The following is a 25,768-nucleotide window of genomic DNA, read 5'->3' as shown; positions in this document are numbered from 1 at the left end:
GAGTGAATCATGAAACATTTTAAAGTTTTAGGCTCAGGTTGTCGTAACTGTAAAAATACCGTCGCTTTATTAGAAAAAGCCGCCAATGAATTAGATAGCGAAATTAGTGTGGAGAAAGTCGAACAGCCAGCTCAAATTATGGCTTATGGGGTGATGTCGACACCTGCGGTGGTGCTTGATGAACAGGTGATACACAAAGGCAGTGTACCCAGTTATCAACAAGTGCTTGAATGGCTACAATGAGTTATTTATAGCAAGCGTTATCTATTGAGGTATTTCAAGGATATTTGATTGCGATTTAAGCCGAGAATTTGCAGCACTTTGAGGTTTTGGTGCTGCAAATCGAAAGAGCTGCGGATTTGTTTATAATAGAACCCTGTAAATAGGATGGCTTATAAACGATAAATAAGTTTTATACTGAAAGCGTCAATATCGTTCTCAGAAATGAAATAATGAGCGTATCCAAGGCCTAGGGCCCATTGAGGACTTAATTGATAAGCGGCTTGTAGACCGAGATAGGGATCGGTGGCGGTTTTATCATGTTGGATCACACTGTCTTGCACAATGCTTTCTAACTGACTTTTCCAGCGGAACAGGCCTAGGCTGCCATCAACCAGAATATGCTCGTTATTCAGCAGTTGGTAACTCAAATCACTTGCGAAACCATGGCCAAGTACTGGCGTCGCCTTTGCAACGGCTTGGTGGTATTCCTCGGGTGAGAGAGTCTCCGCTTTTAAAGTGGCACTGCCCTGACCAAGATCGATGTAGCGAAGGGCTAACTTCCACTTGGGTTTGAAACGATAAGCAATTCCAATGGACCAAGCAAAATCTGAGTCATCAGTATCCATGACTTGTACCGAAGGAATGTTATCGAGTTCACTGTTGTGGTGTGCTTTGGCATAGCCAAGCTCTGTTTCAACTGACCATCGGTTTGGCTCTGCTTGTGCCTGAGCGCTAATGATAAGTAATAATAGCATGCTGCCTATTTGTTTATGGCGACGTAGCAGGAGCAAGCCTGCGAATAACAACATAGTTACTCCCATAGAGCCTCCCGAAGAGTTTTCAACAGTAGTTGATACATAGGCTTTCACCGTGACCATTACCGTGCCTTGTGCGCTTGCTGATTTTTCATCTTGTATGCTGTAAGTGATCATATCCTCGCCATCAAAACCTAGTTTGGGTGTATAAGTTAAGGTTTGATCATCATTGATGACTACGTCTCCATAGTTTGCGCTTGCTTGAGTGAGGGTTAGTTGATCATTGTCGGCATCGAGATCATTGCTCAGGACCGAAATTTTGATTTGACTATGGTCGTCGGTCGTGGCGCTATCTTGATGGGCTATCGGAGCAAAGTTGTTGACAACTTGGATAACAACGGAGCTGTAAGCTGATCCGCCATGGTTATCGGTAATGTTGTATTGAATGGTTGCTTTATCGAAAAAGCTATCTGACGTGGTGTATACCAGTTGTGAATTTTCAATGGATAATTCGCCAAAGTCGACCGTTGCGGCAGTGATATTAAGTGTATCGTTATCTGGATCGGTATCATTTGCGAGAACGTCAATAACAATACTCTCATTCCATTTTACGGTCACACTATCGGGCATTGCGACAGGAAATTGGTTGTTACTTAAGTTTATGGCGACTCCGCCCGGATCGGTAATACTTGCATTCACAAGGCCATCATCGTCATTTGGGCCTCCATCTTGAATGGTTAATTGCACACACCAATATCCAGCGTTTAAGCCAGCAGCCCACTGTGGATCATTGGGGGGCGGACAGTACCCTTGTTCGCCAGCCGCAGAGCTGACTATATTATTTGTATCTTCGACAAAATTAACCCATTGTCCGTTTTGAAATTTTCGATAAACAGCACTTTCGGGGATCGGTAAGCGTTGGGGGAGTACTACCGTATAGTTTTGTCCCGGTGTCGCTAAACCCGTCGCAATAAAATCAAATATACCACCTACATTCGTCATCTCATCATTGGCTAGTAGCTCGTGTTCAAGTAATTGCGCGCCGCCTGTTTGATTTCCAGCAATGGTGACTCCTTTGTGTAAACAAACGCCGGGCTCTGCTTCTACTAAGAATTGATGTCCGTGTAAGACTTGTTCTTGTAATACATTGCATTCATCAATGGCGTCGAGGTAATCAGGAACTCCGTCATTGTCAGAATCTTTATAGCCCTCTTGGGCATCTGAGATCAGATCATTATCACTGTCTTCATTCCCCAGTTCGGCGAGTGCGTTGGTCACCTCAATATATATATTTTGTTTGGAGCTGAGAGCTTCGGGGGCATCATCACTTACTGTTGCGGTTAACGGGTATATTCCAGGAACTAAGGATGTTGGGTTAAAAATGAATTGATCCTGTTCGGTCGCTAAATTAATCATCTCTGAATGCTTGGAAGCCCAGACTATAGTGTGATTATCAGCTGGGTTAGCATCGGATATTAAGGCTTTAATGAGCACTAAGTCTTGATTATTGAGCACTAAATGCCGTTGTTCTCCAGCTTGTGAAACTTGAAGCTCCATTTCTGGGGCCACATTGTTTTCAACAATCGTTAAAGTATGTACCGACTTATTGCCTAAGTTGTGCTCGCGACTGAGGTGAATTTCAATGGTTTCATTTCCTTCTGTTTGCGAATCTTGGTAAATGAATAATGGAATCACCCCCTCCGTTCCCTGCTCAATAATAAGTTCCCCGTCACTTAAATCATGGTCGTTCTCATCTGCGGTTCCCGAAACGCTATAAGCAATGCGAACCGGGTAGTCAGGGGCTTTACCATTCAGGTATACCGTAACCTGTTGCTCTGTACCTTCAACCACTTGTTGGTCTTTAGCGATTGAAATTAATGGATTTACTTTTATATTCTGGCTTAAGATCACGGTGTTGCCTTGAGCATCACTGGCTTGCCAATGTACAGTGTTATTGCCGGGAGGAAATAAGCTCGGGCCATTCACCAGAGAAACTGGAAGCGCTTCACCTGCTGCATCAACCGCACTTGCCTTTCCGATATCAAGTTTTGTAAATAAGCCCGTGGCATTTGCGACAACATCCTCAGGTGGACTTAATGTAGGTAATCGCTCATTGGCAATCGCTTGCAGTAGTAAAGAGACTTGGGCACTGGCACTTGCTCCCGTTGGATCTTGAATCATGTAGTTAAATTCGACTTTACCCGCGGTGCCAATAGGCGCTTGATAAACGAGTTGGTTATCTTTAATTCGCACTTCTCCTACACTCACCGAGGCTGCAATAATGGAAATAGGGTCGCCATCGGCATCACTATCATTGGCTAAGACGTCTATTTGATAGCGGTTCTCATCATTGGTTTGTAAAATTGGTAAATCATCTTCGGCAATCGGTTTGTCGTTAAGTCCGTTAACATTCACGGTAATGGTTTTTGTTGTTTGATAACCATTGTTATCGGTGAGAGTGAGGACAAAGCTATCATTACCAAAGAAATCCGCTTCGGGTGCATAGCTCACGCTGGTGCCGTTTACGCTCACCGTACCATGGCTAGCTAGGCTGCTAACACTCGCGACCACGGTATCACCGTCTAGGTCTGAATAAGTAAAACTCAAACTTTGGCTATTATCTTCATCGGTGCTCAAGGTGGAGCCCATGCTAATGCTGGGCGCATCATTCACCGAGGCCACGGTGACGTTGATCTGCTGGCTGGTGCTGTAACCATTATTATCGGTTAGGGTGAGGGTAAAGCTATCCGAGCCAAAATAGTTCGCTACGGGGGCATAGCTGACGGTGGTGCCATTTACGCTGGCCGTACCATGGCTTGCTTGGGTGGATACTGAAGCGACTACTGTATCGCCATCCACATCTGAGTAGCTAAAACTGAGACTTTGGTTATTATCCTCATCGGTACTTAAGGTGGAGCCTATGTTGATGCTCGGCACATCATTGACTGAAGAAACGGTGACGTTAATTTGTTGGGTGGTGGTATAGCCCGCATTATCGGTGAGAGTGAGGGTAAAGCTATCACTACCGAAGAAATTCGCTTCGGGTATATAGTTCACGCTGGTGCCGTTTACGCTGGCTGTGCCATGGCTTGCTTGGGTACTGACACTTGCGACGACCGTGTTGTCATCTACATCTGTGTAAGTAAAACTTAGGTTCTGGTCATTATCTTCATCGGTACTGATGGTAGAGTCAATGCTGATACTGGGGGCATCATTCACCGCACGAATCGTGATATGTATGGTGGCTTGATTGGAGCGCCCCCCTTCATTGTCACTGATGGTATACATGAAACTATCTAGGCCACTGGCATTTGCCTGAGGGATGTAGGTGATCGACCCATCGCCATTCACGGTGACCGAACCTAAACTCGGAGTTGTTACGATCATTAAAGATGTGGTTTCCAGTGAACCGTCAACATCGCTGTCGTTGCTGGTTACATTTAGGCTGACCGGCTGATCTTCTTCTGTTGAGGCTTCATCGTTGTTCGCTATGGGGAGGTGGTTCACCACATTATTGGTCAGCGTCACGGTGGCCACATTAGAAATGGCACCTGAGTTGTCGGCAATCGTATAGGTAAAGCTGTCTTCTCCACTAAGATGTGTGTTTGGGGTATATTGAATCAGACCAGAAGCAATCACTGTGGCAAGCCCTTGCGTTGGCGTTGCTACGATAGAAATCGAACTCAGATTGAGTGTGCCATCGATATCACTATCGTTCCCCAACACATTGATGCGATGGGGAATATCTGCCTGCAGCATCGCGATGTCATCGCGGGCAACTGGCGCGTCATTGAGAGAATTGATGGTCACCGTGACGGTGGTTTCTGCAGAACTAGCATGTAAATCGTCTTCAACAACATAGGTGAAATTATCACCGCCGCTATAGTTAGCCTCAGGGGTAAAGGTCAACACTCCACTGGCATTTGCACTCACCGAACCATGCGCTGGTGGCTTAACTATTTGGACACTGGCGACATCAATTGTGCCGTCGCTATCGGTATCGTTGACAAGCACATTGATATCAATGTCATGATCTTCGTCTGTTGTGACACTATCTGCAACGCCGATAGGAGCCTCATTTGCTCCAGATACATTGATCGTGACCGTGGCAAGGTTCGACACTCGCCCAGTGCTATCTGCAACGGTGTAGCTAAAGTGATCTGTCCCGGTAAAATCAAGGGAGGGTGTATAGTTCACTTTTCCATCAGCTACCATGGCACTGCCATGTTTGGGTGGTGTGACTACAATTTGAGTGGTATTTAGTATATCGCCAATATCTGGGTCGGTATCATTGGCAACAACGTCAATTGGTAATAAGGTATCTTCCGTTGTCTCTGCAACATCATTGAGCGCTACCGGATCATCGGCAACAGGTGCCACTGTTAGGGTAACTGTTGCGGGTATGGATTCGCCTCCATAGATATCTTCAACAGTGTAGGTAAAGCTATCGCTGCCGACATAATTAGGATCTGGTGTGTAGTTCACGACTCCCGTTCCGGTATTCACGCGGGTAATGCCATGAAGCGGCTGGCTATTAATCGTCATACTCGCTAAATTGATTGGACTATCGTCGTCACTATCATTCTCCAAAACAGCAATCGCAACTTGATTATCTTCAGCGATTGAAACGGTATCATCGGATACATGAGGGACGAGGTTGTTAATGGTGAAGTTGTATGAGTTTTGTGTCGAAAAGCCGCTAAAGGTGTTGCCTGCGCTATCTTCTAGGGCATTGTTCCCGATCAGCACATAATAACTGTGAGTAGGCGTAAAAGTGGCGGTAGGGTCGATGGTCACAACTTGCCCAGTCATGATTATTTTCGAACCACCCACCGCTATGGCTTCGAGTAAGCTATCATCGGCGCTGTCAAAAATCGAAATATTGCCACTCCCGGCAACGATGGTTTCGTTAAATGTGATCGCCAACGACGCATCCTTAGCCACATTGGCGCTGTTATCTGCAGGAAGCAATGCCGTAATATAAGGGGAGGTTCCGTCATACTGAATATGCTGAGTTGTTGACGCTACATTCAGGTTCCCAGATGCATTGCTGAAGGTATCTGCGGCAACGGAAACGTTTATTTGACCCTCGACCGTGGGGGTCAATGTGACAGTATAGCTGGTACCAGAACCAGATAATCCACTTAAGGTGCCGCCCGTAATAGAGATATCGCCGAGCGTGAAGTCGCTGCTAGCTTCACTTAAAGTTGCAGTAATGGTGGCGGTTTCACCGACTTTTAACTGGGTTTTATTACTAGAAAGCGTCACGCTGGGACGCAGGGTATCCACTGCGATATTCAGTTGAGTGGCAACCGTATTGTTGTTGCCCGCAGCATCGGTAAAGGTATCTGCGGCCACATTAATGGTTGCCGCCGAGGTACTGTTTGTGGTTGGCGTAAAGGTGGCCGTATATAGTGAGCCACTGCCACTAAAGCTTGACAGGCTGCCACCCGCTACGACGATATCCCCTACCGTAAAGTCACCACTGGCTTCACTCAATGTTGCGGTAATGGTGGCGGTTTCACCGACTTTTAACTGGGTTTTATTACTAGAAAGCGTCACACTGGGCAGCTGGGTATCTACTGCGATATTCAGTTGAGTGGCAACCGTATTGTTGTTGCCCGCAGCGTCGGTAAAGGTATCTGCGGCCACATTAATGGTTGCCGCCGTGGTACTGTTTGTGGTCGGTGTAAATGTAGCCGTATACAGTGAGCCACTGCCACTAAAGCTTGACAGGCTGCCACCTGCTACGACGACATCCCCTACAGTAAAGTCACCACTGGCCTCACTCAATGTTGCGGTAATGGTGGCGGTTTCACCGACTTTTAACTGGGTTTTATTACTAGAAAGCGTCACGCTGGGACGCAGGGTATCCACTGCGATATTCAGTTGAGTGGCAACCGTATTGTTGTTGCCCGCAGCATCGGTAAAGGTATCTGCGGCCACATTAATGGTTGCCGCCGAGGTACTGTTTGTGGTTGGCGTAAAGGTGACCGTATAGCTGGTGCCTGAGCCGGTAAATCCACTTAAGCTACCGCCGATGATCGCGATATCACTGACCGTAAAGTCACTGCTCGCTTCGCTTAACGTTGCAGTAATGGTGGCGGTTTCAGCGACTTTTAACTGGGTTTTGTTACTCGACAGGGTCACGCTGGGACGCAGGGTATCTACTGTCATATTCAGTTGAGTGGCAACCGTATTGTTGTTGCCCGCTAGATCGGTAAAGGTATCTGCGGCCACATTAATGGTTGCCGCCGTGGTGCTGCTTGTGGTTGGCGTAAAGGTGGCCGTATAGCTGGTGCCTGAGCCGGTAAATCCACTTAAGGTGCCGCCCGTAATAGAGATATCACTGACCGTAAAGTCGCTGCTCGCTTCGCTTAACGTTGCGGTAATGGTGGCGGTTTCAGCGACTTTTAACTGGGTTTTATTACTAGAAAGCGTCACGCTGGGACGCAGGGTATCCACTGCGATATTCAGTTGAGTGGCAACCGTATTGTTGTTGCCCGCAGCATCGGTAAAGGTATCTGCGGCCACATTAATGGTTGCCGCCGAGGTACTGTTTGTGGTTGGCGTAAAGGTGGCCGTATATAGTGAGCCACTGCCACTAAAGCTTGACAGGCTGCCACCTGCTACGACGACATCCCCTACAGTAAAGTCACCACTGGCTTCGCTTAAAGTTGCGGTAATGGTGGCGGTTTCAGCGACTTTTAACTGGGTTTTGTTACTCGACAGGGTCACGCTAGGACGCAGGGTATCTACCGTCATATTCAGTTGAGCTGCAACCGTATTGTTGTTGCCCGCTAGATCGGTAAAGGTATCTGCGGCCACATTAATTGTTGCCGCCGTGGTACTGTTTGCGGTTGGCGTAAAGGTGGCCGTATAGCTGGTGCCTGAGCCAGTAAATCCACTTAAGGTTCCGCCCGTAATAGAGATATCACTGACCGTAAAGTCACTGCTCGCTTCGCTTAAAGTTGCGGTAATGGTGGCGGTTTCAGCGAGTTTTAATTGGGTTTTATTACTCGACAGGGTCACGCTGGGACGCTGGGTATCCACCGTCATATTCAGTTGGGTTGCACTGGTATTGGTGTTGCCCGCTAGATCGGTAAAGGTATCTGCGGCCACATTAATTGTTGCCGCCGTGGTACTGTTTGTGGTTGGCGTAAAGGTGGCCGTATAGCTGGTGCCTGAGCCGGTAAATCCACTTAAGGTACCGCCGATGATTGCGATATCACTGACCGCAAAGTCGCTGCTCGCTTCGCTTAATGTTGCGGTAATGGTGGCGGTTTCAGCGACTTTTAACTGGGTTTTGTTACTCGACAGGGTCACGCTGGGACGCAGGGTATCTACCGTCATATTCAGTTGAGCTGCAACCGTATTGTTGTTGCCCGCTAGATCGGTAAAGGTATCTGCGGCCACATTAATTGTTGCCGCCGTGGTACTGTTTGTGGTCGGTGTAAATGTAGCCGTATACAGTGAGCCACTGCCACTAAAGTTTGACAGTGCTCCTCCCGTAACGACGACATCCCCAGAAGAAAAATTACTACTTGCTTCACTCAGGGTGAAGGTTAGGGTTGGCGTCTCTCCCATTTTTAGCGCGTTATCTGATGTGGTTGTCACCACAGTGGGGGATATTTTATCGAGCGTGGCCGTATCGGTGACCGCTGTCGCCGCATTGCCTGCCGCATCGGTCACAACCACACTCAGGGTTAATGTCCCATTATTCAGCCCTGTGACATTCAAAGAACTAACCGTATCTACGGCCGTGGCAAGTGTGCCTGTCCCCGTAATTGCGCTCCCGCCCCCAGTTGATGTCAGGCTATAACTGTAGTTTGCTCCAATTTCACCACTAGCAAACTGGAAGGATAGGCTGCTGGCTTGAGTCGCGTTATAGCTTGTTTGATTCAAGGCGACACTGTGGCCACTGGGCGGAGTGATATCTCCTGTCACATTAATCGTCACGGTCCGAGTGAGGCTATCATCAGTCCCATCGTTGATCACCACCGTCGCGCTTCTGGCGCTCAGATCCGGAGAACCCGCCGTATTGTTATAAGTGATACTTTGCAAAAAAGTAGCCACTTGTGCCGTGGTCGCTGATGCGCCTGTTATGCTAATGGTATTTTGCAGCACACTGTCACTTTGTCCACTGATACCACCTAGTGCATTCTTTGCTGCGGCCGTCACGTTCAAGCCTTCTGCACTTCCGTCCGGGCGACTTGCCATCGTGACGGTGATAGTACTCATGGTATCGCCATCACCATCGGTGACCGTCGCATCGGGGGCAATGGATACAGTACTGGTGCTAAACGAGATCGTGTGATCGTTACCCGCGCCAACACCATTTAAATCAAGGGCTGGGGCCGTGTTAGTCGCAGCGACAAAATCCGAAATCGTCACGCTGGATATAGCTATTTCTTGATAGCCAGCCGTTCCTTGGATCCCGGTCGTATTCCCGGCAACCTCAGTTGGCCAGACTATCACCACTTTATCTACCGATTGCCATGCGGGATTGGCTGCCCAAGTGCCTGAACCTCGGGTAAAGGTTTCGGCAGCAAAGGAGCCAGTAATCACCCAAGTTAGGGTATCTGAAACAACTTGTGAGCCATTATCAAAACCAATCAGCGTAAAGTCTTCGGTATTCCCATTCGCTGCACCTCTTCGAAATAGTTCAAACGCATCCAGCGAGAAGTTGCCTGTAGCGGTGAGTTGCAATCCTCCGCTTCGATTATTATAAAAAGTGTCATCCACATCAACGGGACCAACCGCTCCGCCAAGCGCTGTTAACTGCTGTACCCGACTATTTGTGTATACATTACTGCCTTGGGTTCCCGTTCCCCAGTCGATGGTTAAATCGACGGTGGGAGAAATATTCACGGTCATTGTCACATCATCAACAATCGCAGAACTGATGTTTCCATATTTCACGACTTGTTGGCCAAGCACGGTTGGATAATCTGCCAATAATAGAGCGTTTGAATTAAAGAGGTGCGCCGTATTTATCTTGCCGAACTGACGCTCAAGAATCCAGTTTCCCCCTTGCTGAACACCCCCGGTATTATCAATAGATGCAGCGACATCGGTTTGAGTCAGTTGGGCTAATGCGCTAACAAACTCGGCACCTTGCGCACCTTGACCAACTTGGCAGCCATAAATAAGCAGGTCACCGCTTGGTTTGAGTGCGTGTTTCAATGCTGCGAGTAATTGATTAGAGGACCGAAGGGTGTTTGAGGAGAGAGTTTCACCCAGCAAGAATAGTTGTCCGGGTGCACCATGTGAGATGAGATGAATCGCGTCTAGATCTACAAAACTTGCCAGTTTTTCGCTAAGCGTGGCTAAGGTATCTAGTGCAGAGAGCTGAATAATCTGGTTATCCATATCCATATCCATGCCAAAAGCTCTCTGTAATACAGCACTGTGTGGGACGTCTGCATCGATGATCACGAGCCGGTCAAATGGAACCGACTGGAAAATGTGTTGATCTTCGCCAACCAGAGGGCTTAAGTGATGCTTGGCCTCTTCAATTGACCGCGTGGTAATAGACGGTTCCCTGTCCGATGATGAGGATGTTTCCCAGCTATCTGCACCAAAAGCGCTGACCGAGACAGTGATAAGTAATCCAGCGAACGCGGAGGTGAGATCAATCATCTTTTTATTCCTTTTCATTCGAGTCTTCCCTATCAAATACAATTATCTTAATTGCCTTAACTCACTTCGATGCGATACCTTTCGCTGTTTGCAAATCAATGGCGAAGTTGTTGTTCACTGCGCCATTTAGATTTCAGGGACGAGCTAAGCTCTGGGTGGGTACAGTCCATCCAACGATATTTGCCAGTTCACCACCTGCACCGGATTAGTAATATCAATGGCATTACCACCTCCAGTGTTGTCTACAGTCACGTTGCCACCAGTGCTTCCTTGCAACTCTACCGTCAAGCCTTCTATCTCGGTTAGGGTGGGGGGTTGAAAGCCGGGTGCAACGTACATACTTGAGGCTCCAGCAGCGAGGTGGGTGTTCGATGCTGGGGTGGTCGTTGTTGCAGTGTCAGTGGCAGCCTGCAAACTACTTGAGACTGATATATTCCCGCTCGGCGCGAATGTTGCTGCGTGCGTATGTTCCGGCATTTGTGATAGCGCAAGAACAGCGTACTCGTTACCCATCATGTGTCCTTGATAATAGGTTTTCCCGCCAGGCCTTGTGCCAACACCGACAGGGGAGCGGCCACGCATATCGGGGATCCCAAAGGTGGTTCGAGCATCCCCGCCGTACGTCGCTCCGAGTATTGAGAAAAGTGACGGGTTTTGCGAAATAGCGACCAGTTGTCCAAGACATATCGCAAATTTTTCGATCGTGAAGGTGCCAGCAAATGGTGTCATGGTGCCTAGATAGGGTTCAGCAGACATAATTAATCCTCATCATATTGATTAAACGTGGTTTACTTTGCTCAGCTTCATGCATGTTAAAAGGCGTATTTTTGCCGATAACGATACATGTGTTGCCGTTGTTGGAAAGCATAGGGTGAATGTTCATAGGCTTTAAATCGGTTCACATTTTTCTGGTAAGTCGACCAGAAACACCGGCGGAATAAAAAATTCAGGTAGCGATATTTTTCTGGCTTCGCCATGATGGACTTTATCGAGGCACAGAGTGCCTAATTCATTGACACTGATATCCAGCTCGGCATCGCTTTCTGCACTTGGAAATCGCCAATATAATTCTGTTGTTTTATAACGGAGCAATACCATCTGTTGATAGTGATCAAAATCACTAAAGGTCTCGGTAAATTTGTCATGGCAGTTTTCAATTTTTTGCTGACCTAAAAAATGGATGAGTAACTCGCCCATCCCCGGCACGAAAACAATGGTGGCTTCTCCACTGAGCACCTGAAATGACCCCGTTCCTTTTGATTTGGCGATACGCTCTGTCTCTGAAAGCTGTATTGAATCAGGGAGCAGCCCATGGTTGTAAGGTAAAATGGCCAATTGATAGAGGTAGTGATTGGTAACATTAACTTTGATCTTCATCGCTCTCTCGCTTCTAGGTTAGGGTTTCAGTCGAGATATGATAAATATATCGCTAAGGCTATTATCGTATCTGTCTAAATTTGCTGTTTATCTCTCTATTCACTTATTGTCAGAGGGAACGCTTTAGTCAGTGCTCTCCATCTCTAAACATTATTTTTTCGATGAAGCGCCATGTCGATGCAGGTGCCAGCGTCTAAACCAAATAACAAAGCAAAACGGTAGCCATCAAAAAAGCCCTGTGGGCAGGAAATGATGTCTAGCCTTAGCGCGCTATCTTTGGTTTTTATGAGCATTCCCGCTTGAATGCTCACCTCTAAAACCGTTCCAACAGTTATCCCTGATAGTTCACAGTTGACCTTGCTTGCTTGATATAGATGAAAGTAACCTTGGGGAAAAGGCAGTATTACGCCCCCGCAATCGCTATTTCCTGCCCGAGCCATATTGACAATGTCTTCACTGGAGTGACGATGCCAATCTACTACTAGGTCTTGTTCGCTGATCTTCGGCGCGCCAGTAACATCTTTCTGCGCTTGAGCTTGCCAACAGATATCATCAGATTGGATAGCGTCCAATAAGCGTTCAATGAGCTGCGGTGCATATTGTGCGGCCTTTTGATATAAACATTGCAAGCTATCGAAGGGGTGGATTGGCACGAGCTGTTCCATGCCAATATCCCCACTGTCAAATTCGGCTGCGACTCGATGTAGGGTTAAACAAAGTTGCTTCTCTCCATGACGCAACTGCCAATACAGCGGCATTGGTCCTCGGTAATCGGGCAACTTTCCTGGGTGAATATTGAATAGCCAACCGTTGAAAAATTGGATGACTTGAGGGCTGATCTTATGCCTGAACCAGTACACAAGACCAGCGCTGACTTGCAATGCATCAAGCTCTGCCAATAATTGAATTTCACTTTGGAGGGAATATTGCAACGCTTTTATCTGATGTTGCGCGAGAAGCGTTTGTAACTGGGTCAGATCTGGATTCGCTGGGCTATTCACCAGGACGACACAAGCCAACATATCCAGCTGCTGCAATCGCTGAATCGTGGGAAATGCAAAACAGCTACCAGTAAAAATTGCATATTGTTGTTTCATCATCATTCCCTATAACTTGCTTGCTATAAAACCAGGTAGTCCTGTGAGTTGATAAAAAAACTGCACTGTATCGCCACTGTTTGCGACAAAATAAGGGTGATCAATTTGATTTGGCTGGGCATCGATGTAAAAGCTCATATCCGGTCGAGGATGAGTGATACCAGAGTCATACTGCTGAACAGTTTCTTGGCCGTAGGTATGAACATGCGCATAAATGGCCATTATCCGCTGAGACATATCTTCAATGCCTTTTGGAATGGTCAATTGGTTGGCTGTGAGAACCTTTATCCCGCCATCTAGAGCAATTGGCTGTGCCTTTAATAAGCTGGATTTGTTGACCCTGAAAATCTCACCAAGTTCAATACGGTCGGCTTGTGCCGTTGGGTCCACATTGAGTGAGTGAGTAAATGCTGCAGTTCGCCATTGTTGGCTAAACTCGGTCTCTCCAATCACCATGATGCCGCGTACCGACACTTGTTGCGGGATCAGGCTACCTTCTAGGTCTAGGTAGTGCACCAGGTGTTTGGCAATACTCAGCTGGCCTTCTTGAGTGAAACCATGTTGCATTGCTTCCAAGATCAATAAATCGATGCTTTGTTCGGGAATATATTCGGTGGCGTCTTGCTCGACGATGTCGCAGATATAGTCAGTAATCTCCAGATCACTCACTAACTGGCGAAGCGAGAGGATCGCACCAGCTTGTATATCGAGCAGAGTAACTTTAAGTTGGCCCGCTTTGATCTGACCTTGTTGCTGATAATATTTAAGTAAGGGGAGTAATAGCGGGGCGAATGGGCCGCAGGCAGGGTAGAGAACATTTACTACTGATTTTTGACGTAGCTGTTGTTTAATTGCGAGATCGATACCACGCACATAACCTTGAATACGATAAACATCTTTAATGGTGTGACGACAATTGAGAGGCGACATAATCAGTCCGCTGCTCGATACGTACTGACGGGTCAGTAATTCTTGACTTAATTCAGCTAAAGCCATTGATTGCGTCGCCGACTCATACATTTGCTCAAAGGCTGCAACTAACCGCTGATGCTTTGCTGATTTGTCTGCGAGTACTAAGGTTATTGCCTCAACAAAGCTTTGTTGAAGTTGATGTTGTCGCTGCTGAATCGTCATTTCAGTCTTGAAAAGAGACTCAAGTTGCGTTCTGAGTGAGTATTTTAACAGCTCGTCGGCTAAAGGATCCGCAAAGGTGAGTGGACGGACATTTGGAACGTTGTCAGCTTGAGGGTTTTCCATTTCTGTCGCCTATTAAGCCTTGAAAATCTCATTAAGTATTTAGCTAAATGGTTGCAGCACAAGCATGCAATTACATCCCTAAATAACATAAATGTCAGAATTAACTATAGTTGGCCATATTAACTTTGCTGTTATTAATTCGTTATTGGGATCACAAACTAATCTGATGCTTAGCTGAGTTTGTTTTTGTTCAGTCGTCTCGATGACGGTGCATGGGGTAGGTTTACTGAGTTTTGGTCAGATATTTTCGTTTCAGATAAAATTTGTCGCTGCATTTGTTCGACAGTGTTGGTGTTCAAATTATTGTGCGCAATCTTCAATGGTTCGGCTGTTGATTGGATGTAAAACCTCGCTGAAGTGCAATCAGCTTTAGGGCCCTGTAGGACTTTGACGTTTGAACTTACTTGTCACAACGCTGAATACTGAAGTTAATATTCAATTTTGATGTTTGCGTAAAATTTAAATAAATATTCATTTTTGTTCAGTTGCTTGTGCTGCTTTGGAGAAGTATCACGGTTTTATTAAGTAATTTAATCATAAAAAAGTAGCAGACAATAGTGAGATTTTTAAATTTCACTATGTTTATTACTAGCCCTCCCTTTTCATTATTTTGTTATTTGTTATTGTGCTAAAAAGACGCTAATTTAATTTTATGTTGTTGTTTATTTTATAAAAAAATATTTCTGTTTTTGTGCGCTCGTCTACGCACTCAACCAAAAGGCACTATATGTGGGCTTATGTTTGGTGCGCTTGCACTAAATTGGTTCCATTTTTCGTACTTGGTTTTTTAAAATTGTATGATTTATTATTTACCGCACTGGCTTGGTGCTTATTTTGCTTGGCTGGCTTATTGATTGCATTGGCGTGACTCAATAAAAATAATTATGCGAGATAGACGGATGAATTTGACTAATGCAGAGCGGCGTTGGCTCCCCTGGATGGGAAGTACCGGTAAATTGGCTATGAAGAAGGCAACTTGGCTAAATCGAGGGAGAAGCGAGTTGTTGGCGGAGACCTTTGAGAGTGTTGCGCAAACCAGAGTGCAAATATTGCAAGCCTGGGTGAATAGTCAGTGGGCTTTCTTAGAAAATGCGGCGCTTTATTTACAGACCAAGAAGACGCAAGATAAAGTTGATACCCTGCAGCATTTAATTTCTCGTGGTGCTGATTTCTCCGAGCTATTTTTAGTCGATCATAAGGGGAAGGTAAGTCATTCATCGGCTGCGATACTGGCCGAAACCCAATGCGATAGTAAAGCCTTACAACAAGGTTTGCAGGACAAGTTTTTACATGGCCCTTATGTGGATCCGCGGACCTTAAGCTTAGGGGCTTCCAGCTCGTCTTTTCATGACGCCGTGACTTTGATGTTTTACCTGCCTCTGTTTGATTCAGATAAGCAGGTGAGTGGCTGCTTATGTGGTCGGGTGCCGAATGATGTGCTAGGCGATTTGATCCAACGCGAAGCGGGTCATATTTATAGCGAATCTGGCGATAATTATATCTTTATGGTGGAATCGAACTTTGATTCGAGTATTTTGCCCGGAACCGCTCTGTCCCGCTCTCGTTTTGAAGATAATACCTTTTCCCATAGCGAAAATTTAAAGTCAGGGGTGAAAACTGAGTGGGGAACGGTAAAAGTTCAGCAACATACCGAGTTTGAGATCCGTTTTACCGATCCTGCCACCGGACAGTTACATCCTGGGGTCAGGGAAACCATCGCCAATGGCAGCAACCTTTACGTCGACTATCCTGGTTATTCAGACTATCGGCATATCCCGGTTATTGGCAAAGGGGTCACCTTTCAGATGCAGGGCTCAGCTGATCGATGGGGAATGATGTGTGAGGCCGATCTGGAGGAGGTGTATCGTCATCGCTCGCTGACCTATAGCTTAACCCGACAATATGTACTGTGTATGTTGATGGTGTTATTTGCTCCTTTGCTGGCGAATCACTGGCTGGAGATGGGCCTAGTGGGCCAGTGGGGACTGAGCCTTTCAATGGCCTTATTTAGCGCCTTGGCTTTTAAGCATTTTTGCGCATCTCCGGTGACTCAGGGCCTGAAGGGGATGACTCGAGTGATTCAAACCATCGCCGAAGGGGATGGCAACCTAAATCAACGTTTGGATGCCAGTCAGTTTAAGGCCGATGAGACTGGTGATATGGGGCGTTGGGTGAATAGTTTCATCGATAATCTGGAAGAATTAATGGGCCGACTGGTTCAGGCCTCCAATGAAGTGCAACAGGTCTCGGCTTCGATGTTACGGCGTTGTCAAAAAATGGATGGTGCCACAGTGGAAACTGCTGAGTCTATCGACTCAATGTTGAACTTGGCAACTAGCCAGCAAGATGAAATTGCGCTTGCCAGTGACTCTGCGCATACCATGCAGGCGGTGATGCAACAGGTGGTTGATAGTGCTCAGCAAGAGTATTTTAAAGCGTTAGAAGGAGCGAACACCATTCGTGAAATTGTTGAGTCTTCAGCTAAAAGTGTCAACGATATCAATAAAGAAATGCAAGAGATCGGTGGTATTGTTAAGTTGATTACCGAGATTACCGACCAAACTAACTTGCTGGCCTTAAATGCGGCGATTGAAGCGGCGAGAGCTGGCGAGCATGGGCGCGGATTTTCGGTGGTGGCTGATGAAGTGAGAAATCTAGCAGATAAAACTTCTCAGGCGGCCAATCATATTGGCGAGTTAATGAATAAACTACACCGAGAGTCTGAAACTGCGGTTAAATTTATGCAGCAAGGCATCGAGAACGTTGACAGTAGCAGCGTGAATAATGAATCTTCTAACCGCAACGAGCAACTGCAAAAATCCGTATCGTCTCTGTTCGATATTATCAACGATTTATCAGCGAATAGTGAGAAACATAAGCAAACTGCCTGTGGTGCGCAGGATATTACCGTTCGTCTGCAAACCTCGGCCCAACAAATGTCGCGTCGTACCACCTTAATGGAGAATGCGATTCAGCGTTTAGAGCTATTAGTGGGACGTTTTGACGTGTCTCGTATACATTAGCTTGTGTGTTTTTGAGTGAAGCCCTGAGCAACATGAATGTTGTTCAGGGCTTGTAAAGCCTATCTTATTATTTTCGTTGAGAGGCTGCTATGTGCTATGAATGATAAGCGTCGCTTATTGAACTTTATCCAAGTCGACGATTAAGTCCATGCTTTGCTTCAGCTCTGTGCCTTTTTGAATATTTTTAATTTGAGCTAAAGAAGACTTCACTTCTTGTTTATTCCGTAAAACCGTATAGCTCACATCAAAGTGTTTAGTTTCTCCTGCTTTGATGGTGGGAACTAAACCAAGCGGACGTTGAAATTTGGTGTTATAGGCATAACTAGTGCCGGGCTCAATACCAGTGACGTAACCCTGTTGGTCGGTATCGGTATTTTTCCACAGTGTTAATACGGGCAATTGTTTTACGTTATAGCCAACCGCAACTCCCTGATTACCCTGTTTATTGTGCAGCACCACCAAGCTGTTGCCTTGTTTATCGCCGATGGGTTTCAAATTGAAGACCATTTCGTCATAGTCTTTGGTGGGGCCTAAATAAGTTTGCCAATCTTTGAGTCCAGCTTTGGCATAACTATTAAATGGCGATATTTCCTTGGCGGCAGCAGTGACTTTGGCGCCTTTTTCCAAAATAGGACGACCAAAGTTGGAGTGATAAATGATTTGGTATTCATCATCATAATCGGCTTTATTGGTGAGACTGTCGTGCAAGGAGAAGCTGTTTGCACCTGGCGTCACCTGAAACTCAGTCATGGTGACCAGCTCTGCTTTTTTAAAGGTCCGTTCGCTCACTTCACCCTGAATGGTAATTTTGTGAGGGGGGGTATCGTCAATAATCACTTTTACTGTGGAAGCTGGGGTGTTCTGTAAGCGGCCATGCAGGCTGAGCAATTGACCATTATCGTCAACGCCCGGGTGGCCCGTCCATTCATAGCCGCAGCGGACTAACATTTCATTAAAACCATCTAACCAACCCAAACCGCCGCGACTCTCTAAGTCAATGAAGGCGGGGTTTACAATTTCTTTGACTGGTGAAGTCCAACCTAGAATGCGTTTACCATCCATTTGTACATTGTAGATCCCCATGCCGCGAGTCGGCACAAGGGTAATCGACATTTCTCCATTATTGATGACCAATACATCGACACCGGTTTGTTTGCCACCCTTTAGGCTGCGTTTTTCAATCGAGAATGGGGTATCACTTTGATAGCCAAGAGAGGCACTGCTTACTTTCCAGTCCCCTACATCTAAAGACGAGCTGGAGTCGGTGAGTAGGAATTCGGCTGAGTAAGCATTTGCAGAGCATAAACCTAGAGCAACAGCAGCTAACGAGTATTTAATGTTCATTGAATATTCCTTCATTAATTATCTAAGTACACATAACTGAATCGATTCAGCAAGACCATACGCTTACCGATGATTTATTCAATAAGAGAATGAGTGAACGTGATTTCAGCAAGGTTCAGCAAGCAACACAGTGTGATAATTGATTGCTGAATCACTTTCAGCAGCATTTCACTTGGCTGGTCGAAAGGGCGACAGAGCGCTTGGCTCAGTTATTTATCCGGGTGTTGTAAAGGCACCGCTTGGTCGGGCCTGATTATTCAGGTTTCGTTGCGTTTTAGGCATTAATAAGCCACCAAAAAATAAAATATTTCTATTTATATCAATTGTTTATATTATTTTTTATGGATTTTACCTTTGCTGGATTGGTTTTTACTTTTTTGCAATGGTCGGGTCATATTCGGCATATAAGGTCTTGGCTCTTCAAATTTATCACTTACTTATTGCTGACAAAAAATATGACAACATTTGCAAACCATAAAATACAATTGAGCCTGGCTTCACTGCTGATGCTTAGTCTGCTGGGCTGTAATTTTTCTAGCTCTTCATCCCCTTCGCCGACGAAGCCAAATAAGCCTGAAGGAGTGGGCCATGAACTCGATGTGGCGATTCCGTCTCGCGTTTATCCTTTGCCAGTCGTCGAGCATGCCGAGCATAATGCTCAAGATCCCGAACGGTTTATGATTGAGCACAACCCTGTAGCCACCATCTTAAATGGATTTAATCGTATCTGGCACCTGGGCTTATCGGGCTGGCAAAATGATGCAAATGGTGATGGGCCGGAAAGCTTCAAGGAGCAAAAGATCATCGATGCCGATGCCTGGCGACATAATATGAGCTACGTGTTGCAAGTGACCGAGCAGCGAACCCCGGAACAAGCCATCGAGAGTTATTCCGATGATCGGCGTAGTAAAAACTACAGCGTCATCGATGGTTTTGGTCCCCTGACTCATGCCTACCTTGCGGGGAGTGGTGCCTATGTCGATCTGGATGTTCCACGGGTGAGCGATGTGCTTGAAAATGAGAACTTCTTTGCGGTTCATAATGATGGTGGCGATTACTCAGGTGATATTCACGCCGACCTCGGCGCAGTGGTGCAGTTGGTGAACGATTTTCGCCAAAATTCGCCAGCTTCGGCGAATGGTTCTAAATATATTTTCTCTAGTCCTCGGCCCTGGCGGATGACGGCATCTGGAGAAGTTGACTATCTGGGGACCTATCTTCATCACTGTGAACAACAGGATGGCAGCACCGAGCAAAGAATTTACGACTGGTATCAGAGTCCGGTGAAGGTATTGCCGGGTCTGCGCTGCGCCGCTCGGCATCATGGAAATGATCCCTTAACTGATGAAGGGGAAAATCGTCGCAAGGACGGTGGTTACCCCAGTGGCCATACCAATGCGGGTTATTTGGCAGCCATGGCCTACGCCTACGCCTTCCCGCAGCGTTATGCAGAGCTGTTGACTCGTGGCTCACAATTGGGTGAGAACCGAATCATTACCGGAATGCATTCTCCCTTAGATGTTATGGGCGCGCGGATACATTTTCAAACGATTGCGGCCTATGCCTTAGGTCAGGACCACATCTATCAGAATGCACAAGCTGCCTATCAGCAAGCGCAAGCGTATTTTGCTGGGCAAGCGCAAGCTGAAGGACTAGAGCTGTATGATTACGCACATCGCTGGGTCGAACATGAGTTAGGTTTTATTGATGGCGATAACATTATTGTCGAGGTTGGGAATAATAATCGCTATGCAGATCGTCAGGCGAATAAACGGGTTTATCGTGAACGTTTAAGCTACGGGTTTAGCCAAAACCTTCAACTTGCGGGTCAAGCGCCAGAGATCCCGGAAGGTGCGGAACGTTTGTTAGAGACTCGCCAGCCCTATCTGAGTGATATGCAACGTCGTGCGGTGTTATATACCACGGCGCTCGATTCCGGTTACCCTATTTTAGATGACAGCAAAGGTTGGGGCCGGCTTGACTTAGTCACCGCTGCCGATGGTTATGGGGCATTTATCGGCGATGTAACGGTTAATATGGATGCGCGTAAGGGCGGTTTTCACGCTCGGGATTGGTGGTATAACGATATCAGCGGGGCCGGCAAACTCACCAAGCAGGGCTCGGGCAGCTTGCATCTTGCCGGAAATAATTCTTACCGCGGCGGCAGCTTAATTGAGCAGGGTAGGATTGTTGCCGAGAGTGCTCATGCGCTAGGTTCCGGTGATGTTTATTTGTTAGATGGCGGTCTAAGCGTGGCTCTGAGCGAGCCTTTAAATATTGCTGGTCACTTTACTCAGGAAGGCGGGATTTTAAAGTTGGTGCCAGGGGCTGATTTTACGCCGGTCAATGTTGTGAAGCAGTTGTTTATTGAGGGGGGAGAACTCCACTTGGATTTAAGCGCGCTGGACTTAAACGCAGGTGATGTAATTCCTCTCATTGAGGCCGGTCAGCGCTATGGTGAGTTTACTCGAGTGGATGCCGGAGATATTGAGCTGCGGCTTGAGTACCGTAATCAGGCGGTGATCGCTCATATTCTCTAAGTCGCTTGAGCAGCCGTAAGCTGGCTCGCCAGAGGCTTGAATGTTCTTGCATGCAGGTCTTATGATGTGAGGGGCAGCTCGAAGCGCTGGCCCTCGGTACTTGGGTAAAGCCGTTGCAGACCAGAGATCTGGCGCGTTGACATAAGGGACCCTGGCGGGTCCCTTTGGCATCGACGTGGGGAGCGACGTGGTTTAGCGCATTTCAAAAAGTTCTTCGTGGAAGTGTTTGAGTGGATAGTGGATGGCGGCGAAGTCACGTCGCAGATCGCCGGAAAAAGCACTGGGGCCGCAGAACCAGGTTTTACGAGCGAATAGATCCCCCACCTCTGCCTGAAGTTGGGCGACACTGAGCCGCGCAGGCAATATTGCTTGCTGTTTACAGCGGTTGATGATCCGCAGGTCGACCCGAGCGCGTTGCGCTTGTTCAATTAAGTTCTCAATCAAGGCCTGATTGGGGGCGCTGGTACAATAATAAAGGATCGCATCTGGACTATCTTTACAGGACTGACGTTCCTCCAAGATGGCTTCAAATGCGGCAATGCCAATGCCGCCGGCGATCCAAAGCTGAGGCGCCGGATTTTTAAATGCCAAATAGCCATAGGGACCCTCGACTCGAAGCTCATCGCCCACTGTTAAGCGCTCTTTCAGGCGGCAGGTAAAATCGCCGAGTTCTTTGATTAAGAACCGCAGTTGCCCACTGTTATTACTGGTGGATGCAATGGTAAAGGGGTGAGGTGGCTCACCGGCAAAACGTAAAAAGGCAAACTGTCCGCTCTGATGGCCTTGCCAGGACGGGACTGCAAGTTGCAGCGCCAGTACTCGATTATCGGGAGCAAAATCAAGTTTGGTAATACGCGCCTGATGTTGACGGGACTTACCGATCAAGCCCAATAAACTCCAAAGTGCGGCCAAAGAGCCTAAGACAGCAAGACCGATACAAATATAGGTGATTGGGTAAGGCCAATAACTGTGTTTAATTAATATGAGCGAATGCATCGCAATCGCCAAATAACAGAGCGACATCAAACGGTGGGATAGTTTAAATTTGTTGTAACGGATCGCGCTAATTAAGGCAATCGCCGCCAGAATAACGAAGGCATAGAAAGCCCATTCACCAATATCTTCGGCGGTATGGCGTAGCGGTTGAATGACGGCATAGAAGGAATCGGGGTTGCGTGGACCATGTGAGCGACTTGGCCGACTGAGAATTTCCCAGCTCACTAAGTATCGTGGAATAATCGACAATAACCAGTGGCAGATCCCGGTCACCAAGGCCGCTATGCCCAACCATTTATGCAGGCGATACGATTTATCTAAACCCTGAGTGAGCCTTTCTACAAAGGCTAACCTTAAAGCCAGGATCATCGTTAGAGTCATTAACGCCAATGCGAGCATGCCACTATATTGCACCAGCGCCGAGCGATATTGAAAGAAGTTGTCATAGGACCAGAGCTGAGGCTCGGCTTGTAACCAAAATGCTGACAAAACGATTAACAATAGCGCTACAGCATAATAAAGCTTTTTCATGGTGGTTCCCAAATACATATCGTCACTTTAAGTTTACTGAATACAATCTTGTAAAACGTCAAGCTATGTAAAGAAATGTAAAACGTCAGCTATTTTTGCGGCGGATAGATTGATGTTCACAGGGAATAGTTGTTTGGTAATGCTCAACGGCAATCATGAGTCGCGACATGTTGAATGATATGAACTGAATGTTGATTTTAGCCTGAGTTTACTTGGTGGAATTATCGATACAGAGAATCAATGAAGGGGGGATGTGGAAGATATATATTCAGGCTGAGTACATTGTTTAATGATTGACGCTTAGGGATAAACGATTGGATGGCATTTGTTTATCCCTATGAAGCGAAGAAGATTACTCAGGCTTACGTTTGCCGGTCATGTAGGCCTCGAGAATTTCCGGCGTGAGTTCACCAGCTTCTTCTAAGCGTTTTAACTCTGCGACAATTTTTTTCTGCTCTTCGATACTAGGAATGGGGAGTTCAGGTTCCTGCTCTATGTTTTCGGGGATTTTAAGATTGTCTAACATGTACTGGTCTCGTTGCTAAAACTAATCGCATAAGTATACCAGTAATTTGTTTGATCATTGCACTGCTTTTATTCCAAACCCTCAGGGCAGGCTTAGCTGTATTAGCGTTATCGAATAAGTCCTTGATCGATCTTAAATTGATTAGAAAACACGATCCCTGGTAAGGTAAGCAGACCGTTTTGTGGTTTTGAAAAAGCAAATATTGGAGGCGCGACATCGAACTTCGAGCCGCTTGTTATCGAAGTGCATTTGACCCTTAATGATGATTTCGGCGCTTGCTTGAGCAGCATTCAGTTGTGCAGCGGGATCAGTGCCAAATCCATCAAGGATCGCTCTAGTAAGAAAGCTGCGGCTGAATTTATTCTCTTTATGTTGGATGGGAAAGTTGCAAAGTCGTTGCTTAGAAAGCTCTATTTTAGAGTTTTCGCTGCGATTACAGATTTGGTTTCGAAGCAACATGCACCGATAGGCCATTATCGCTCATTCATGGACTCTAAATGATAAAAATAATTACTTAGATTTATTTATAGTACTTAATTAAGTTGTCATATTCACCTCCCACACTAAGCGCTGTTAGTCATCTGACCACTATTTATTTAATGCTAATGGAGTAGTAATGACAGCTTCACTTTCTCGTCGTGATTTTTTAATCATGTCTGCCAAAGGCGCAGGCGCAGCAGTAATTTCTTATGGTTTAATGGGCTGTGGTAGCAGTCAAGAGTCGGCAATACCGGTTGAGTTTACCCATGGTGTGGCAAGTGGTGATCCACTGGCCGATGCGGTGATCCTATGGACTCGAGTTACGCCCGCGTATGCGGGAGATATTACCGTTTCCTGGGAAGTGGCCAGCGATGAGGCGTTTACTCAATTGGTGAGCAATGGGCAAATGGTAACCAATGCATCTCGCGATTATACGGTCAAGGTGGATGTGATTGGTTTAGAAGCTGGGAGTCGCTATTTTTATCGTTTTATTAGCGCAGGGCGTCAATCGCCGGTGGGGAAAACCCGCACCTTAGTACAAGGTTCTCCAAGCTCGGTTAAACTGGCGGTAATGTCTTGCTCTAACTATCCTGCGGGGTATTTTAATGTTTATGATTTGGCCGCGCAGCATCAAGACTTAGATGCCGTATTGCACCTTGGGGACTATATTTATGAATATCCGAGAGGCGGCTATGCCAGTGCTAATGCAGAGCAAATCGATCGCCAAGTATTGCCGGTTGGAGAGTTATTTACACTGAGTGATTACCGTACTCGCTATGCTCAATATCACACGGATTTAAGCCTACAAAAACTACATGCACAAGTGCCTTTTATATGCGTTTGGGATGATCATGAGGTCGCGAATGATACCTGGCGTGAGGGGGCCGAAAATCACAATGATGGCGAAGGTGATTTTGAAGAGCGTAAACTGGGGGCCTTACAAGCGTATTTCGAATGGCTTCCGATCCGGCCGTGGACTGAAGGGAATTATCAGGAAATATACCGAAGCTTTAGCTTTGGTGATTTAGTCGATTTACATATGTTAGATACCCGGGTCTTAGCAAGAGACAAGCAACTCGATTACGCGGATTACTTCGATGCTGCGACCGGGAGTTTGGATCAAACCACGCTGACCAGTGACCTGAGTGATCCAACACGTACCATGATTGGTAGTGAACAGCTTCAATGGTTGCAAGATAACGTCTCGGCTAGTGGTGCCCGCTGGCAGGTATTAGGTCAGCAAGTCTTAATGGGGAAAATGCACCTACCGGCAGCGATCGTACTGGGTTTAATGTCGGTTGAAAGCTATGCCTCATTGGGCGCTTTGGCTCAGCTGGCCGCACGTGCAAACGCTGGCGATCCTAGTTTAACTGCCGACGAATTGTCTTACTTAGCCGCTAACGCTGACAAATTGACCACTGAAGTGCTCGCTCAGTTACAGTTGCCGAATATTCCCTATAACTTGGATGCTTGGGATGGCTACGCTGATGAGCGTGAAGCAATATTACAACTCTTTAAGCAGCAATCAAAAAATTTAGTGGTGTTAGCCGGGGATACACATAATGCTTGGGCTAACGATTTAAGTGACGCAAGTTCAGCGGTTGTTGGAGTCGAGTTTGCCACTTCATCGGTGAGCTCTCCCGGCTTAGAAGAGTATTTAGCCATTGATGAAGCTGCGGTGCCGAATGTTGAGGCGGGCCTGGTTTCTTTAATTGACGGTTTAAAATATATGAATGTTAATAATCGTGGTTTCTTAACGGTGACTTTTAGTCAAACCAGCGCCAGTGCAGATTGGTATTTTGTGGATACGATTTTATCCACTCATTATCAGCCATTAACTGCACGCCAAATGAGAGCAACAACGACAGCGGGTCAAGCTGGCCTCACGATGTCTTAAATATAAGCTGTGATATATGGTTGAGTGGTATAGACAGCATTAAACACTGTAAATCTGCACCAACTCCGGCGGTTAAAAAAA

Annotated in this window: 12 protein-coding genes; 4 read left to right on the top strand and 8 right to left on the bottom strand. The window is 46.5% G+C overall.

Annotation, left to right across the window (positions count from 1 at the left end; translation table 11 throughout):
- Positions 1-9 precede the first annotated feature (9 nt).
- Positions 10-243: a thioredoxin family protein gene (locus tag ACRRSX_RS17340; protein ID WP_432451964.1), complete on the top strand. Its 234-nt coding sequence runs from the start codon at positions 10-12 to the stop codon at positions 241-243.
- Positions 244-392: 149 nt separating this feature from the next.
- Here the strand turns inward: ACRRSX_RS17340 and ACRRSX_RS17335 are convergent, their stop codons facing one another.
- The 5 genes from ACRRSX_RS17335 to ACRRSX_RS17315 form a co-directional block, all read right to left on the bottom strand.
- Positions 393-10,637 (bottom strand): Ig-like domain-containing protein, encoded by a 10,245-nt coding sequence (locus ACRRSX_RS17335; RefSeq protein ID WP_432451965.1) that lies wholly within the window; start codon positions 10,635-10,637, stop codon positions 393-395.
- 126 nt (positions 10,638-10,763) lie between these two features.
- The gene (locus ACRRSX_RS17330; RefSeq protein ID WP_432451966.1) at positions 10,764-11,375 is read right to left on the bottom strand and encodes a phage tail protein; all 612 of its coding nucleotides are present in this window, start codon (positions 11,373-11,375) and stop codon (positions 10,764-10,766) included.
- 132 nt (positions 11,376-11,507) lie between these two features.
- Positions 11,508-11,996: a hypothetical protein gene (locus ACRRSX_RS17325; protein ID WP_432451967.1), complete on the bottom strand. Its 489-nt coding sequence runs from the start codon at positions 11,994-11,996 to the stop codon at positions 11,508-11,510.
- 143 nt (positions 11,997-12,139) lie between these two features.
- Positions 12,140-13,093, bottom strand: coding sequence for a methionyl-tRNA formyltransferase (locus ACRRSX_RS17320; protein ID WP_439022889.1), 954 nt, complete (start codon positions 13,091-13,093; stop codon positions 12,140-12,142).
- Positions 13,094-13,102: 9 nt separating this feature from the next.
- Positions 13,103-14,350: a hypothetical protein gene (locus tag ACRRSX_RS17315; protein WP_432451969.1), complete on the bottom strand. Its 1,248-nt coding sequence runs from the start codon at positions 14,348-14,350 to the stop codon at positions 13,103-13,105.
- An 899-nt stretch (positions 14,351-15,249) separates the two neighbouring features.
- Between ACRRSX_RS17315 and ACRRSX_RS17310 the strand changes: the two genes are divergently transcribed.
- A complete protein-coding gene (locus ACRRSX_RS17310) occupies positions 15,250-17,373 on the top strand; it encodes a methyl-accepting chemotaxis protein (protein WP_432451970.1) in 2,124 nt (707 codons plus the stop codon).
- Between the two features lie 114 nt (positions 17,374-17,487).
- Here ACRRSX_RS17310 and ACRRSX_RS17305 read toward each other — a convergent pair whose 3' ends face one another.
- Complete coding sequence (locus ACRRSX_RS17305) at positions 17,488-18,717, bottom strand: aldose 1-epimerase family protein (RefSeq protein WP_432451971.1); 1,230 nt, start codon at positions 18,715-18,717, stop codon at positions 17,488-17,490.
- A gap of 455 nt (positions 18,718-19,172) precedes the next feature.
- On the opposite strand from ACRRSX_RS17305, the gene ACRRSX_RS17300 reads away from it, so the two are divergent.
- Positions 19,173-21,257 (top strand): autotransporter-associated beta strand repeat-containing protein, encoded by a 2,085-nt coding sequence (locus tag ACRRSX_RS17300; RefSeq protein WP_432451972.1) that lies wholly within the window; start codon positions 19,173-19,175, stop codon positions 21,255-21,257.
- 192 nt (positions 21,258-21,449) lie between these two features.
- On the opposite strand, the gene ACRRSX_RS17295 is transcribed toward ACRRSX_RS17300, so the two are convergent.
- Complete coding sequence (locus ACRRSX_RS17295) at positions 21,450-22,784, bottom strand: ferredoxin reductase family protein (protein ID WP_432451973.1); 1,335 nt, start codon at positions 22,782-22,784, stop codon at positions 21,450-21,452.
- Between the two features lie 352 nt (positions 22,785-23,136).
- Positions 23,137-23,310, bottom strand: coding sequence for an ATPase (locus tag ACRRSX_RS17290; RefSeq protein ID WP_432451974.1), 174 nt, complete (start codon positions 23,308-23,310; stop codon positions 23,137-23,139).
- Between the two features lie 616 nt (positions 23,311-23,926).
- On the opposite strand from ACRRSX_RS17290, the gene ACRRSX_RS17285 reads away from it, so the two are divergent.
- Positions 23,927-25,687, top strand: coding sequence for an alkaline phosphatase D family protein (locus ACRRSX_RS17285; protein WP_432451975.1), 1,761 nt, complete (start codon positions 23,927-23,929; stop codon positions 25,685-25,687).
- The last annotated feature ends 81 nt before the right edge of the window (positions 25,688-25,768 follow it).

This window comes from Agarivorans sp. QJM3NY_30, assembly GCF_050870855.2.
In the GTDB taxonomy this organism is placed as follows: domain Bacteria; phylum Pseudomonadota; class Gammaproteobacteria; order Enterobacterales; family Celerinatantimonadaceae; genus Agarivorans.
This window is presented reverse-complemented; position numbering and strand designations above follow the sequence as displayed.